The 13,520-nt window shown below is 58.3% G+C and carries 14 protein-coding genes; 2 read left to right on the forward strand and 12 right to left on the reverse strand.

Features of this window, described 5'->3' with window-relative positions; translation table 11 throughout:
- Positions 1-25: 25 nt before the first annotated feature.
- The 3 genes from M5M_RS12655 to M5M_RS12665 are packed head-to-tail and all read right to left on the reverse strand — an operon-like array spanning position 26 to position 1,545.
- Positions 26-718, reverse strand: a complete 693-nt coding sequence (locus M5M_RS12655) for an LrgB family protein (protein WP_015047907.1) — start codon at positions 716-718, stop codon at positions 26-28.
- Positions 708-1,058 carry a CidA/LrgA family protein gene (locus M5M_RS12660; protein ID WP_015047908.1) on the reverse strand — a complete coding sequence of 117 codons (351 nt, stop codon included), beginning with the start codon at positions 1,056-1,058 and terminating at the stop codon, positions 708-710. Before M5M_RS12660 ends, M5M_RS12655 begins: the two co-directional genes overlap by 11 nt.
- Positions 1,051-1,545: a disulfide bond formation protein B gene (locus M5M_RS12665; protein ID WP_015047909.1), complete on the reverse strand. Its 495-nt coding sequence runs from the start codon at positions 1,543-1,545 to the stop codon at positions 1,051-1,053. Before M5M_RS12665 ends, M5M_RS12660 begins: the two co-directional genes overlap by 8 nt.
- 122 nt (positions 1,546-1,667) lie before the next feature.
- Here M5M_RS12665 and M5M_RS12670 point away from each other — a divergent pair, with 122 nt between their 5' ends.
- Together M5M_RS12670 and M5M_RS12675 are read left to right on the forward strand one after the other, a co-directional pair.
- Complete coding sequence (locus tag M5M_RS12670) at positions 1,668-2,099, forward strand: flagellar basal body-associated FliL family protein (RefSeq protein WP_144062444.1); 432 nt, start codon at positions 1,668-1,670, stop codon at positions 2,097-2,099.
- A gap of 55 nt (positions 2,100-2,154) precedes the next feature.
- A complete protein-coding gene (locus M5M_RS12675) occupies positions 2,155-2,928 on the forward strand; it encodes a sulfite exporter TauE/SafE family protein (protein WP_015047911.1) in 774 nt (257 codons plus the stop codon).
- A 10-nt stretch (positions 2,929-2,938) separates the two neighbouring features.
- On the opposite strand, the gene M5M_RS12680 is transcribed toward M5M_RS12675, so the two are convergent.
- The 9 genes from M5M_RS12680 to M5M_RS12720 all read right to left on the reverse strand — a co-directional run bounded on the left by M5M_RS12680 (position 2,939) and on the right by M5M_RS12720 (position 13,436).
- The gene (locus tag M5M_RS12680) at positions 2,939-3,877 is read right to left on the reverse strand and encodes a patatin-like phospholipase family protein (RefSeq protein WP_016389440.1); all 939 of its coding nucleotides are present in this window, start codon (positions 3,875-3,877) and stop codon (positions 2,939-2,941) included.
- A 37-nt stretch (positions 3,878-3,914) separates the two neighbouring features.
- Positions 3,915-4,415, reverse strand: a complete 501-nt coding sequence (locus M5M_RS12685; RefSeq protein ID WP_015047912.1) for a GNAT family N-acetyltransferase — start codon at positions 4,413-4,415, stop codon at positions 3,915-3,917.
- A gap of 9 nt (positions 4,416-4,424) precedes the next feature.
- Positions 4,425-5,015 (reverse strand): acyl carrier protein phosphodiesterase, encoded by a 591-nt coding sequence (locus tag M5M_RS19620; RefSeq protein ID WP_015047913.1) that lies wholly within the window; start codon positions 5,013-5,015, stop codon positions 4,425-4,427.
- Positions 5,012-6,628, reverse strand: a complete 1,617-nt coding sequence (gene gshA / locus M5M_RS12695; RefSeq protein WP_015047914.1) for a glutamate--cysteine ligase — start codon at positions 6,626-6,628, stop codon at positions 5,012-5,014. Before gshA ends, M5M_RS19620 begins: the two co-directional genes overlap by 4 nt.
- Before the next feature lie 39 nt (positions 6,629-6,667).
- The gene (locus M5M_RS12700) at positions 6,668-7,063 is read right to left on the reverse strand and encodes a hypothetical protein (RefSeq protein ID WP_015047915.1); all 396 of its coding nucleotides are present in this window, start codon (positions 7,061-7,063) and stop codon (positions 6,668-6,670) included.
- A 77-nt stretch (positions 7,064-7,140) separates the two neighbouring features.
- Positions 7,141-8,235, reverse strand: coding sequence for an efflux RND transporter periplasmic adaptor subunit (locus M5M_RS12705; protein ID WP_015047916.1), 1,095 nt, complete (start codon positions 8,233-8,235; stop codon positions 7,141-7,143).
- A 15-nt stretch (positions 8,236-8,250) separates the two neighbouring features.
- Entirely contained in the window at positions 8,251-11,355 is a 3,105-nt protein-coding gene (locus M5M_RS12710; RefSeq protein WP_016389442.1) for an efflux RND transporter permease subunit, read from the reverse strand.
- Between the two features lie 156 nt (positions 11,356-11,511).
- Complete coding sequence (locus tag M5M_RS12715; protein WP_015047917.1) at positions 11,512-12,318, reverse strand: LytR/AlgR family response regulator transcription factor; 807 nt, start codon at positions 12,316-12,318, stop codon at positions 11,512-11,514.
- The gene (locus tag M5M_RS12720) at positions 12,315-13,436 is read right to left on the reverse strand and encodes a sensor histidine kinase (RefSeq protein WP_015047918.1); all 1,122 of its coding nucleotides are present in this window, start codon (positions 13,434-13,436) and stop codon (positions 12,315-12,317) included. The genes M5M_RS12715 and M5M_RS12720 overlap by 4 nt, the downstream gene beginning before the upstream one ends.
- Positions 13,437-13,520 lie beyond the last annotated feature (84 nt).

Below are 13,520 nucleotides of genomic sequence, written 5' to 3' on the forward strand. Positions count from 1 at the left end.
AATGGCGCGCGCTGGGCAAGCGCTTTCAGATTAACCAGGGAATCACATAGGGTAGCCAAAGCGCAGTGATCGCGCCCGTTAAACCCATGCCCAGGCCGGCAAAGGCGCCCGTAACCGGGCTGATTTCAAACCCGCGCGCGGTACCGACGCCGTGGGCGTTGATACCCAATACAATGCCCTGTAGTCGCGGGTCCGCCAAACCGGCCCAGCGAAACACGGGGCTGGCGATCAGGGCGCCGAACACGCCGGTGTAAATCACCACACCGGTGGTCACGCTGACGTTGGCGCCGAGGGACTGGCTCAGCCCCAAGGCAATCGGGGTGGTGACAGACTTGGGTGCGAGTGCGCGCAGCAGATCGGCATCGGCGCCCAGCAACCAGGCCGACACCAGCGCGGTGGTACAGGCGATGGCACTGCCGAAAACCAGTGTGATGGCCACCGGCATCACCAGGCCCTTGAGCTGATGCAATTCCCGGTGCAACGGCACGGCCAGCGCCACCGTTGCGAGCCCCAGCAGGAGATAAAACAATTCTGACGCCTGGCGGTATTGCGGGTAATCAACACCTGCGAGCCAAAGGCCCAGCGCGATACAGGCCGAACCGGTGGCCAGCGGGTGCAACCAGAGCCGGCGGCCACTGCGTTGGTACAACAGATCGCCCAACAGGTAGGCGGCGAGCGTCAGTAGCAGGCAACCGAGCCAGAACAGGTTACTGCTCATCGGCATTGGCCAGGCGTTTGAGCAACAGGCTGCACAGCCACAGGGACGCAGCCGTGCCTACCAGCATCGCCGCCAGAATGGCGGGCCATTGGGCGATCACCTCGGCGGGCAGAAAAAAGATGCCGGCGCCGGCGGGGAGAAAAAAAAGCGGCAGCCACTGGATCAGCGGCTTGCTGGCGACTTCGGCGGTATCGGCAAGCGGCTTGGCCGGCAGTAGCTGCAGGCTGAGAAACAGCAGCAACATACCCGTCACCGGGCCCGGGATGCGCCATTGCAGTGCCTGGCTGAGTGCTTCACCGGCAAACAGGTAAAGCACCAGCACCGCCAGGCCCTTAAGCACTCCGGCGCAAACCCTGCCAGACATTGATGGCGAGCAGGCCGGCAAAGGCCACCAGGGTCCAGGCGGGAATGCTCAATCCGAGGAAACTCCACACCACGTCGGCGCAGTTGCCGTCGCCCTGGAACAACAGCGCCAACGCTTCCATGATGGGAAATGTTTCAAACATGTATTCCAGCCCCGGGCCGCAGGCGGGCACCTGGTCTTCGGGCAGGTTCTGAATCCATACATGGCGGGCGGACACTCCGCCGCCAATAATGGCGAAGAGTCCACCGAGGCTGGCGTAGAGCCGGCGCCCGGTTTGCGCCGGCATGTGCAGCGCGGCCACCAGTGCCACCAGGCCCACCAGTATCACAAACACCCGCTGGGTGATGCACAGCGGGCACGGGTGCATGTCCATCATGTGTTGCATGTAAAGGGCGGTGAGGATCAGGCCGAGGCAGCCAAGGGCGACCCAGATAAAGGTTGCGCGGATTCCGGGCAAAGGCATGGTATTTCATTCCGTAACGTTTGTGGCGGCCACGTTAGGGCAAATTCCCGGCGCTTACAAGGCTGTTCAGAGCGACTATGCTGTAAGCTGATCTCTCCGCAAGATGACCTATTGGAATGACCATGGCCTGCAAACCTCTGTTGATTACCCCCCTGGCGATTTTCCTGCTGCTGGCGTTTGCTGCCGTGCCTACGGCGCAGGCGCAGGACGAAGAGGCAGCACCCAAGCCCGAGGCCATGTACATCCCCTTGTTGCCGCCTTTTGTCGTGAATTACGGCGGCGCCGGCCGGCTGAAATACCTGAAGGCCGAGATGACCGTGCGGGTGCACAGCATCGAAGGTGCTCAGCGGGTGCGCCACCATATGCCGGCCATTCGCGACAAACTGGTGAGCCTGCTGAGTGCGCAGGAAGAACTGGTGATTGATACCCAGGAAGGCAAGGAACAGTTGCGCAAAGATTCGCTGGTGGCCATTCAGCAGGTCATCGAAATGGAAGAAGGCAGTGAGTCGGGCGTGGTGGATGTGTTCTTCGATAATCTGGTGGTACAGCGTTAGCAGTTCAATGCCTTTCCCGTTATAGTTCCGCCGCATTTAACGCGGCGGACGTCCCATGGAATACCTCGTAGTCACCTTTGTAGCCTTTCTGGCTTCCACACTCACGCTGTTTTCCGGCTTTGGCCTGGGCACGTTATTGATGCCGGCCATCGCGGTGTTTTTCTCGGTGGAGCTGGCGGTGGCCATGACCGCCGTTGTGCACCTGGCCAACAATCTGTTCAAGTTGGGTTTGCTGGCCAGACATGCCGACCGCCAAGCGGTGCTCCGGTTTGGCCTGCCCGCGCTGGCCACCGCTTTTCTGGGCGCCTGGTGGTTGGGGCAATTGAGCGCCGGTGAACGGTTTGTGGAATACGCTTTTGGCGGTTGGGCGTTCTCGGTGGAGGCGGTCAGTTTTATTATCGGCTGTGTGATCCTGGTGTTTGTGGTACTGGAACTGACACCGGCATTTGGTCGGCTGGCATTTGATCGCCGCTGGCTGCCGCTCGGTGGCGCCTTGAGTGGTTTTTTTGGCGGTTTGTCCGGGCATCAGGGCGCCTTCCGTAGCATGTTCCTGATCAAAAGCGGCCTCAGCAAAGAAGCGTTTGTGGCCACGGGCGTAGTATTGGCGGTGATGGTGGATGTAGCGCGCATGCTGGTATACGGTGTCAGCCTGAACGCCTACGCTGCCGACATTAACTGGCTGCTGGTGGCGCTGGCGACCCTGGCCGCATTCCTTGGCGCGTTCATTGGTGCCAGATTGGTTAAGAAAGTGACTTTGCAGTGGGTGCAGTGGATGGTATCCGCGTGCTTGTTGATGATCGGCCTCGGCATGGTCACCGGCAATATCTGAGTGCTGAAACCTACCAGCGCGTCTGGATGAAACGGACAGCGGGCTCCAGGTCAACGGCTTCTGCCAGTGCGAGAAACTGCGGCAATTTGCTCACATCATCCATGGCGTATTCTTTTGGCAAGGTGGTTTGCAGCCGTTGATACTGATCGCCCAATAACTGTTGGCATTGGTAATTGGCAATGCCTTCCGAGCCTTCGAATAAAATCGCCAGTAACTTTTTCGCCCAGCGCAGATAACCCCAATTGGGATTGCGGTCTTCCACCCATTCCAGACTGGTGCCGGTGCCCACAGACAAAATCACCAGGTCGTCCAGCTGTTGTTTTTCTTCCGGTGCGTTGTGCCGTGAGATGGCTTGCGCCAGTGCCACCATGGCTGGATTATTGGCCACCACACCGCCATCGATAAACCCGTCTTTTGCGGAAAAAAATGTGGGCGCGGCGCTGGTGTAGCGGGCGATGTCGCGCAGTTTGGTGCTCAGGTTGTGTTCGCCGCGCTTAAAGTTATGGAACATCTTCGCTTTCCAGTGACGGTCTGAATCGCGCTTCTGTTCAATGTCTTCAATGTTATCCAGATCAAAGGTGGGCACAATCACCTTGTGGGCAAGATCTCCGAGGGTTGTGTCGCCGAACTCCCGGGCCAACACTGTTTCCAGATTCCGGGCCTTGTAATCGGCGCGAAACCAGCGTCCCATATTGAGAAAATTATCCCATTTGTTATCGGCAAAAATGGATTTGCCGTCCTGCAGGTAAATCTGCTCCAGCTGGTGCGGCGTTTTGCCAGCGGCGAGCCCGAGTGCGATAAACGCGCCGGTGGAGGTGCCGGCGTAAAGTTGGGTGTGATCCAGAAAGCCGCGGATGCGGGGTTCATCGTTCAGTTTTTTCAGCAGCCGTGCCGCGATAACGCCGCGCAGCCCTCCGCCGTCAATACTGAGAATGCGATACCTGGCCATAACCCTTCCCTGTTAAAGCGTTAATCGGTGTGCGCGTTCAGCCGATAGGCAGTAGCTGTAACGACACGCGTTTCTTGCCATTCTGTACCGAGTGCCGGCCGGCTTCCACAAAGCCGTGTTTCTGATGAAACGCCAGCGAACCCGGGTTGCTGGGTTCGATATCGATTTCCGCCGTCAGCCAGCAGAGTTTTTCGCACCGGCATTGCTCAATCAATGAGCGATAACAGCTATCGCCAAAACCGCGCCCGCGATAGGCCTGGTCTATGACAATGCGGTCCACATAACGGAAGGCTTTCAGGCGCTGCTGGAACCATTGGTAGTTTACGCTTTCATAACTGCCGTCGGCGCCGTAGCTGATCAGAAATCCGACCCGGTGTTCTTTGTTCCACAGAATATTCACACTGCCGCCCTGCTCGGGAATCCGGCGCACCGCGTCGGCGTCGAGCGGCGAAAGGTAGTGCACGTTCTCAGCATTCTGCGTGAGGATGTAGTCCAGGTCCGTATCGGTGGCTGGCACTATGTCGATGGCGTTTGTCATGGGGGCAGTTTATCGGGGCCTGTGCGTATCGGCAAATGCTATCAGTCTGGGGTAGACCGCATGGAAGTTGTATTCAAGTTCGCGGTAGCGCTGAGCGAGCGGCGTGCTGATGCCGTCGAGTAGTTCGGGTTTGGAAATCCGGTGGCGGAGACTGTCGACTACATCAAAAAACGTGTCGCGGTCTGCGTATTGTTCCAGTAGCCGGAATTGGCGTGCGCGCGCAAGAAAACGCGCAGCACCGGCGGGCATGGCAGCGCGGTGTTGTTCCAGTTGGGTCAGGATCTCGTCGGCAAACGCATCCAGAGGTTGCCGATGATACGCCTGAAAATGCCGGGCGAGAAAATGATCGTAGGTGATGTCGATCACCGGCGGCGCCAGTCTGCGATATTGGCGGCCCAACAGCTCAATGGACTGGCGCACCTCCGGTTGTTGATCAATCCAGCCATCGATTTGCCGGTGCAGTGCCACGCCTTCAATCACCGGCTCGCGCCATTGCTCCCGATGGCGGGTGAGCGGACCTTTCAGCCAGTCACCCAGAAATCCGCCCAGTCGCACATCCGGGTGTTCGCCCGAGAGTACCAGATGGGCCAGGTAGTTCACTTCAGGCAGTCGAACTTGGGTTTATCGCAGCAGGTGTACTGGGCGTAAAAGTCTGCCAGGAATTGTTCAAACGGTTTTTGCTGCGCTTGTTCCAATTCCTGTTGCGCCGCCAGTGACTCCTGCGTTTGCCGCTCAAACAAAGCCGCTGCATCTTTGGTGAGGCTGCGGCCTTTGAAATACTCGGCGTGCTGGCGGGACAAATCTTGCGCCAACTGAAAAAATGTTTTTTGTTGGCTTTGCATATCGGCAATCAAGCGCGCCGCGGGTGTTTGTCCGGGTTGGTGAATGCGTGCGCTCACATCGGCCACGGCCTTGGTAAAACTTTTGCGGGCCGCACCTTTATCCAGCGCCTCGGCACAGCGGGCCAGGCTCGACAGGATCTCGTCAGCCCAGGCGTGCATGCTGATATCTTCGCCACCGCGTCTGAGTGTGAGCGCCGGATCTCTGCCCTGTTCCACAATGCGACGCTGGTTTTCGCGCATGTCGGCGTATTCAGCAGGGTCGGTTTCCGGGCTTTGTTCCAGCAAACAAAACAGCAGGAAGGCGTCCATGAAATGCAATTGTTCGCGCGTGACGCCCAGTGGCTCGTAGGGATTCAGATCCACGCAGCGTACCTCTATGTACTCAACGCCGCGTGCATGCAATGCATTGAGCGCTGTTTCGCCGCGTTGGCTGGTGCGTTTTGGTCGAATGGTCGAATAAAATTCGTTTTCGATTTGCAGCAGGCTGGTGTTTAACTGTTTGTAATCACCGGCGGCATCTTTCAGACCAATGCGCTCGTAATCGGCGTGAGGTTTGGTGATGGCGCCGCACAAGGTCTTCAGGTAGCTGTTCAGGTTGTTGTAGCACACCATCAATTGTTGTTGCGCATCACTCTGATAACCGAGGTTGCCCATGCGCAAGCTGGTGGCATGGGGCAAATGCAAACTGTGATCGTCGCTGCCCACCTGCGTTAATTGATGCGGACGGTTTTTGACAAAGCTGCGGCATACCGCGGGTGCGGCGCCATAGACATACACCAGCAGCCAGAAGTAGCGACGGAAATTGCGGATCAGATCAAAATAGCGCTGGGTTTTGTAATCCTGAAAGCTGAGCTTGCTGCCAGAGCGATCGTGCAGTGCGGCAATCAGCTCGTCGGAAAACGAAAAGTTGTAATGCACACCGGCAATGGTTTGCATGGCGCGACCATAACGGTGCCCCAGGCCTTCCCGGTAAATGGTTTTCATCCGGCCGGAATTGGAATTGCCATAGCGGGCCACAGGAATGTCTTTGTCTTCACCTATCATGCAGGGCATGGATGCGCCCCACAGAATTTCATCGCCCAGGTGTCGGTAAGTAAAGGTGTGGATATCGGCCAACTGACCCAGCAGTGCATCCACGCTGGTGTGCGGTTGGGTAATAAATTCCAGCAAGGCTTCGCTGTAATCGGTGGTGATGTGCGGGTGGGTCAGCGTGGCGCCGAGCGCGGCCGGATGATCGGTTTGCGCAAGCTTGCCATCGGTGCCCACGCGCAGGCTTTCTTTTTCCAGCCCGCGCAGTATCACTTTCAGTAGATGGTTGTTGCCCTCGGCCAACCAGGCCAGGTTGTCCTGCAGTGTAGGGGAAAGACTCACGGGCAACTCCTTTGTCGGCCGGCGGGTATCTGTTGAGGGTTAGTCTTCGACGACTTCTTCGTCCAATTCTTCAACCATGTCTTCGGATCGCTCATCGGCTTCGATGTCGTCCACGCCTATGCCGTCTGCAACCGAGTCGTCAGAGGCAGCGTCGGCAGTGTTTTCCAACAGAGACGCCTGCGCCTTGGGCTCATCCGGCAGTGGCTCGGGTTTGTGCTCGTCGGGAATGATGGGCAGCCCTTTTTCGTTCAGGCTGACCTCCAGCAGGTGAATGCGCTGGGTGTAGTCCTTGGCGTTGACCTCGACCTTCTGGTTGATAGCTTCGTCTTTGTGTTCGGTCTGGAACAGGCTACGCAGATCGCGTGCGTCCACCCATTCGCGGGATTTGGCTAACAGCAGTTTGTTCTGATTCTGCAGCACATAAACTTTCTTCATAGGTACATCCTCTGCATATCCCCCCATAATGGGGGCATTTGCAGAAAATGGAAGGGGTTTTGAGGTGGCGGGTGCCCTTAGCTGTTGGACGCCAGTCCCTCATAGGCGGCGTGCTGCTTGAGAATGTTCACCAGCTGGCCTTCCTGCAGCCGCTCGGCGCCGCGCACCACAATCAGGTCACCTTCGGCCAGATCGCCCACCACTGAGATGCGATTGCCATAGCCGTGGCCGGTTTTTACCTGCACCTTCACGGCCTTGTCATCGGGGCCGATCTTGAATACATACACCTGGTGCTCGCGCAGCACCAGTGCGTCGCGGGGCACGGTCATGGCGCTTTCGGCCAGGCCGTTGGGCAGCTCCACCCGCACCGCTTCGCCAATCAGCCAATGACTGGCGTCCACGGTGATGCGCAGCTCCATCATGCGCGAGCGGGCGTCGCCCACCGGCACCAGGCTCCGCACCTGCGCGGGTTGGGTCTGTTTCTGGTTACTGATGGCGACCTGGGTGTCCGGGTGCAGGTGGCGGGCGCTGTCCAGGGGTGCCTGGGCAGAGACCTCGAGGGCCTGGGTATTGGTGAGCCGCAACACCGCCTGGCCGGCGCCAATGTGTTCGGCGGGCTGGGCAAAGCGTTCCACCACCACGCCATCAAAGGGCGCTGACAATTGGGCGCGAGTCTGGTCGTACTGGCTGCGTTCGAGAGCGATCTCGGCGGCTTTCAGCTGTTGGCGGGTCATCTCCCGCTCCATGGTGAGCCGCTCCAGTTCCGCGCGCGAGGCACTGTTGGTTTGCGCCAGCCGTTCATTGCGCTCCACCTGTTTTTCCAGAAACGTCAGGTTGGACTGCAGGCGGGCCACATCGGCCTGGTCATCGGCCACCTGTAAGGCCCAGATGCGGTCGTTCAGGCGCGCGATGGGCTGGCCTTTTTTCACCCGGTCGCCCACCTCGGCCACCCAGGTGAGGGTGCCGGACAGCTCGGCCGACAGGCGCGAATCCTGCCGGCTGATAACCGAGCCGGGCACCCAGATGGTGGGGGCGATTTCGCGGCTTTGGGCTTCGGCCACTTCCACGGCCGCGGGCGGCATTTGGGGCGGTTGGGCCCACAGGTGCGGGGCGTAAAGGGCGCCGGCCAACAGACCGAGTGCAAGGGATCTGGTGAATGTTGTGCTGTTCATCTTGGGCCTCTGTTATCAGGCAACGGATTTCAGCCGGCGCAGTTCACTGTGCGGCGGAATATCGGCGAGTTTGGGTTGGCTTTTGGCGCCCATGCGCAGGAAGCACGGCAGTAACACCAGCGTGAAAATGGTGGAGACGCACATGCCGCCCACAATCACCGCGGCCAGGCCCCGGTAGATCACACTGCCCGCACCGGGCATGAGCAGCAGTGGCAACATGCCGAAAATACTGGTGAGGGTGCTCATGAAAATCGGCCGCAGGCGCAGCATCAGCGCTTGCTCTACCGCTAAATGCCGGTTCATGCCCTCGCGCTCGGCGCTGCGGGTCTGGTGCACCAGCAGGATGGCGTTGTTGACCACCAGCCCCAGCATGATCACAAATCCGATCATGGTGAGCAGGTCCAGCGGCTGGAAGTTGATCAGGTTCAGGATCTGCATGGCCAGCACACCGCCCACCATGGCCAGTGGCATGGCCAGCAGTACCAGCGCGCTGTCTTTGGGCGAACGGAACAACACGCTCATGAGCAGAAACAGAATCAACAGGGCAATCAGGAAATTCTCACCCATGGTGCCGAGCGCCTGTTTCAGGTTATCGGCACTGCCGCCGTACTGGATGTTGCCATCGCTGGGGAGAGCAGCACGGATTTTCGGCTCCACGTCCGTTTGCAGGGCATGCAGGGCCTTTTCCAGACTCATGGTTTCGGGCGGTACCACCACCAGCGTGAGGGTGCGGCGCCGGTCGATGCGGCGGATCTGGTTCGGGCCCACGGTACGATCGAGGGTGACCAGCTGACTCAGCGGCACCATGCCACCGGTGGGTGTGGCCAGGGGCAGGTTGATCAGGGCTTCCGGGTCGTCCCAGGCCTGGGCGCGCAGAATTACGTCCATGCGTTTGACCGAATCAAAGTGCTCGCCCACCCACAGGCCCTTGCCCAGCATGCGCACCACCGCGCCCAGATCGCGTCGGGTCCAGCCCTGCTCCTGCAGGGCGCGATCGTTCGGCAGCAAACGCAATTCCGGCTCCGCATCGGCGGTGCCCGGGTCTACCCGCGATTGGGCTTCGGGCAGCGCTTCGCGCACCCAACCCACCGCCTGCTCGGCCACGTCTGCCAGTTGGCGGGCATCGGAGGCTTGAATATGCACGGGAATGGCGCGGTCGCCGCCAAAGCCGCCGAATAAATTCCCTTGCGCAGAGAATGCCATGGTGTCGGGCAGGTTGACGGTGATTTCTTCGCGCACAATTTTCAGCAGCTCGTCGACGCGCGATTGATCCTGCACGCGCGCGCCCATGGTGCCGCCGCCCGGCCACACCAACACATAGTAGTTTTTCAGCGCCGGCTCTTTTTCGCCTTTCATGTAGGGCGCCATGCGCTGGTTGATCACGTCCACAATTTCGCGCTCGATGGTGTCGATATTGGTGGCGGGCGGAAACCGGAACCAGGTGTCTACCGCATCGCGCTTCACCGGTGGCAGGTAATCCAGTTCGGGCAATAGCAACCAGGTGGCTAACAGGGGGGCTGTGATCAGGCCGGCGATCAGGCTCCAGCGTTGCTTGGGGGTGTGGGTAATGCGCATGACCAAGGAGGTGATGCGTTGCCAGAGGCCGATATTGTGATCCGTTAACCCTTCTTCTTTGAGCCAGCGCGAAGCCAACAGTGGCACAATGGTGACCGCCACCAGCAGCGAAATGCTTACCGCAATGGTGATGGTGAGGGCCAGGTCAGAAAAGAGTTGGCCTTCCACATCTTTCAGAAATACCACCGGCAGGAAAATTGCCACGGTGGTGGCAGTGGAGGCCAGCAGCGCGCCCCACACTTCGCCCGTGCCTTTGCGCGCGGCGTCATCGGGTTGGGCTTTTTGTTCTCGCAAGCGCACCACATTTTCCAGTACCACAATAGCCGCATCCAATACCATGCCCACGGCAAAGGCGAGGCCGGCGAGTGAAATCACGTTCAGCGTGCGGCCGGTGAACTGCAGCATGATGAACGTGGACAACAGCGAAATGGGAATGGTGAGGGCGACAATCAGGGTGGCGCGGGCGCGGCGCAAAAACCACCACAAAATTCCCACAGCCAGCAGTACACCCAGAAAAATATTGCTGGTCACCAGATTGATGGCGCGGTAAATAAACACCGACGCATCAAAAGACTGAACCATGGTGAGGTTGCGTTCCTTGAGCGGACCCGCGCGCAGTTCGTCAATTTTTTCTTTTACCGCGTTGAGCGTGGCCAATACATTGGCGCCGCTTTCGCGATCGATTCGGATGCCGATGGCGGGGTTGCCGTTTTGTGTGGCCAGGTTATTGCGATCGGGCAGGCTGACTTTTACTTCGGCAATATCACCTAACAGAATCGGTTTACCGTCGCGCCATTCAATCACCATCTGGCCCAGTTGCTCCGGCTCCCAGCGTCCGGCCATACGCAACGTATACTGACGCCGGCCTATGTCCACAAAGCCGCCGGATACATCGTTGGATTGCCCCAGCAGCCCCGCCACCATGGGCAGCTGCACACCGAGCTGCGCGGCGCGGTAGGGATCAAAGCGGATCTGCAATTCCTCCATGGGACCGTTGCCGTTGCCGATGCCGGCGCGCGCCACGCCGGGAATGCTTTCCAGCGCCGGGCTGATCACCTCCTCCACAAAGGTGAAATAGTCTTCCACTTTGTTCGGGTTTTCGGGCAGTACTTGCAGGAAATACCAGGTCAGTGCCGGTGTGCCGCCATCCCAGCCACCGAGTGTAATCACCGGTTGCATGGCGTCGCGTGGCAGCGGCTTGAGCCGGTTCATGCGCGAGATCACGTCCACCAGTGTTTTCTGCATGTCGGTGTCCATGCCAAAGGTGAGATTGATCCAGGCGAAACCGGCGTTGGCACCGGCGGCCATTTCTTTCACCCCGGGCAGACCCTGCAAGACTTCTTCAATGGGTTCGACAATTTCCGATTCCATTTCCTTCGGACTGGCAGCGCGCCAACCGGTGGAAATATTGATCACCGGGCTTTCGATATCGGGAAACAACTGGATGGGCAGTTTGTTCAGACTGAACAGCCCGAAGGCGACGGCAAAAACAATGGCAACAATCGCTGCGGGCGGATTGCGCAGCGTGGCGGCAGTAAGATTCATGTTGGCCCCTCGGATTGCCCGGATTACATGACACAGGCGTTGAGTTATGTACCTATTCTAGTGGTGCATACAGCCAAACTCAGGCGACTTGAGGCAGCGGGAGAAACCGGTGCGGCCAGCGGAGGCTGGCCGGGATGAAAGGAAACGATTCAGCGATTACTGGAGAAACGTTGATACTTTTTCTTTATAAGAGCGGCTCATTTTCAACTTATCGCCGCTGTTCAGAATCAGGTGGTACTCGCCGTTAATGTGCGAGCTGATCTTTTCAATGCGCTTGATATTCACAATGGTGGAGCGGTGCACGCGTTGAAACAGGGCGGGGTTGAGTTGCTGCTCCAGCGCCTTCATGGTGACCCGCATCACGTGAATGGTGCCATTCACATGCAGGCACATGTAATCGCCGGCAGCATCCACCCAATCGATATCGGCAATGGGCACCAGGGTAATATTGCCGCCGTCTTTCACCGCAATTTTTTCCGGATACTGAGCGCCGTTGCTGCCCTCTTCCGATAACCATTCCTGCACTTCGGAAGGGTCTTTCTGGGTGATGCGGCCAATAACATCCAGCAGTTGCGCCTTGTCGGTGACAGCGCTCTTACGCGCATACACTTCCTGCGCGCGCTCCACCGCTTCGCGCAAGCGGGAATCTTCGATCGGCTTCAACAGATAATCCACAGCGTGGATCTTGAACGCGTCCACGGCGTAGTGATCGAATGCCGTGCAGAAAATAATCAGTGGCAGATCATCGGCCTGCAGGCTTTTGACCACATCAAAACCGTCCATGCCGGGCATTTGAATATCGAGAAATACCAGGTCTGGCTGCAGCTCGGGGATGGCCTGCAGTGCCTCATTGCCGTTACTGCACTCGCCGATTACCTCCACGCCGTCGATTTCCTGTAAGCGGAGCTTCAGGCCCCGGCGCCCCAGGGATTCATCATCGACAATCAGTGCTTTCAAGGTCATGCGGCCTTACTCCTTTCCGTGCTGCTGTAGGGGATGCGTATGGTAATGCGCAATCCGTGCGGGTGAATGTTTTCCAATTCAAAACCATGGGCCGGCCCGTAGAGCTCCTGCAGGCGTTCGCGGGTATTGGCCAGGCCTACGCCGCCGTGCTCGCCTTCGCTGCGGGGGCGCAGGGCGGATTGGATATCGGTAATGCCCGGGCCATTGTCGCTCAGCTGGATGGAGAGTTGGTTATGCAGGACATCGGCATCCAGCCATATGGTGCCGCCGGTGGGGCTTTTGGCGATGGCGTATTTGATGGCGTTTTCAATCAGGGGTTGCATCAGCAGGTTGGGAATCAACGCGTTGCGGGCGGATTCGCTGATGGTGAACTCCATTTTCAGGCGCTCTTCGAAACGTAGTTTCTCAATACCCAAATACAGCTGCAGGGTTTCTACCTCCTGCGCCAGAGTGACCTTCTGCATGGGGTTATTGTCGAGTGAATAGCGCAGGAATTTAGATAACTCGGTGACCATGCCGTTGGCGGTTGCGGTCTGTTTTTCCAGAATCAGGGTGGAAATGGCGTTCAAGGTATTGAACAGGAAATGCGGGTTGAGCTGGTAGCGCAGCATTTTCAGCTGGGCCTCGTGCGCCATGGCCTGAGCCTTGAGGGTTTTTTCCTTCTCCTGCTGGAGCATGCGGTAGTACTTGAGGCTGAAATACAGCGCCGCCCAGCTGAGGAAAATAAAGAACGAATAGGTATACCAGCCCAGGTATTCAAACAGTGAGCGCTTGTAATCGATATCCTGATTGAGGGCGAAAAATACCTCCATTTTCAGGAACGACCACACCGCCGTGGCAGCGATGACGGCCAATAGCGAATAGATACCGCGAACAATGACGTCTTTCGGCCAGATGCGCTTGTAATAACTGCGCAGCCAGACAGACAGCAGCATCCCGCTCAACACGCTCATCAGGGTGTAGGCCACCTGCAGACCTAAATGCCTGTCCCAGAAAATGGCAGACAGGGCCACAAAGAAGCCATAGCCGGTCCAGCCAAACACGTTCAGTGCCCAGAACTGGTAATTGGGCTGGCTCAGGATCTTCTGAACCAATGGCTGCTGATGGAGGGGTTGCATGGGAACGACTACCGGACTGAATGTTTTTTGTCATTATAAGCGGCGATACCGGTAGTAGAAGCACCTTAGTCGTAAAATTCCGGC

It is taken from the genome of Simiduia agarivorans SA1 = DSM 21679 (genome assembly GCF_000305785.2).
Taxonomy (GTDB): domain Bacteria; phylum Pseudomonadota; class Gammaproteobacteria; order Pseudomonadales; family Cellvibrionaceae; genus Simiduia; species Simiduia agarivorans.

Coding starts and splice junctions, on each gene's coding strand:
- M5M_RS12655 (WP_015047907.1), bottom strand. CDS start 718: ATGAGCAGTAACCTGTTCTGGCTCGGTTGCCTGCTACTGACGCTCGCC.
- M5M_RS12665 (WP_015047909.1), bottom strand. CDS start 1,545: ATGCCTTTGCCCGGAATCCGCGCAACCTTTATCTGGGTCGCCCTTGGC.
- M5M_RS12670 (WP_144062444.1), top strand. CDS start 1,668: ATGGCCTGCAAACCTCTGTTGATTACCCCCCTGGCGATTTTCCTGCTG.
- M5M_RS12675 (WP_015047911.1), top strand. CDS start 2,155: ATGGAATACCTCGTAGTCACCTTTGTAGCCTTTCTGGCTTCCACACTC.
- M5M_RS12680 (WP_016389440.1), bottom strand. CDS start 3,877: ATGGCCAGGTATCGCATTCTCAGTATTGACGGCGGAGGGCTGCGCGGC.
- M5M_RS12685 (WP_015047912.1), bottom strand. CDS start 4,415: ATGACAAACGCCATCGACATAGTGCCAGCCACCGATACGGACCTGGAC.
- M5M_RS12700 (WP_015047915.1), bottom strand. CDS start 7,063: ATGAAGAAAGTTTATGTGCTGCAGAATCAGAACAAACTGCTGTTAGCC.
- M5M_RS12705 (WP_015047916.1), bottom strand. CDS start 8,235: ATGAACAGCACAACATTCACCAGATCCCTTGCACTCGGTCTGTTGGCC.
- M5M_RS12710 (WP_016389442.1), bottom strand. CDS start 11,355: ATGAATCTTACTGCCGCCACGCTGCGCAATCCGCCCGCAGCGATTGTT.
- M5M_RS12715 (WP_015047917.1), bottom strand. CDS start 12,318: ATGACCTTGAAAGCACTGATTGTCGATGATGAATCCCTGGGGCGCCGG.
- M5M_RS12720 (WP_015047918.1), bottom strand. CDS start 13,436: ATGCAACCCCTCCATCAGCAGCCATTGGTTCAGAAGATCCTGAGCCAG.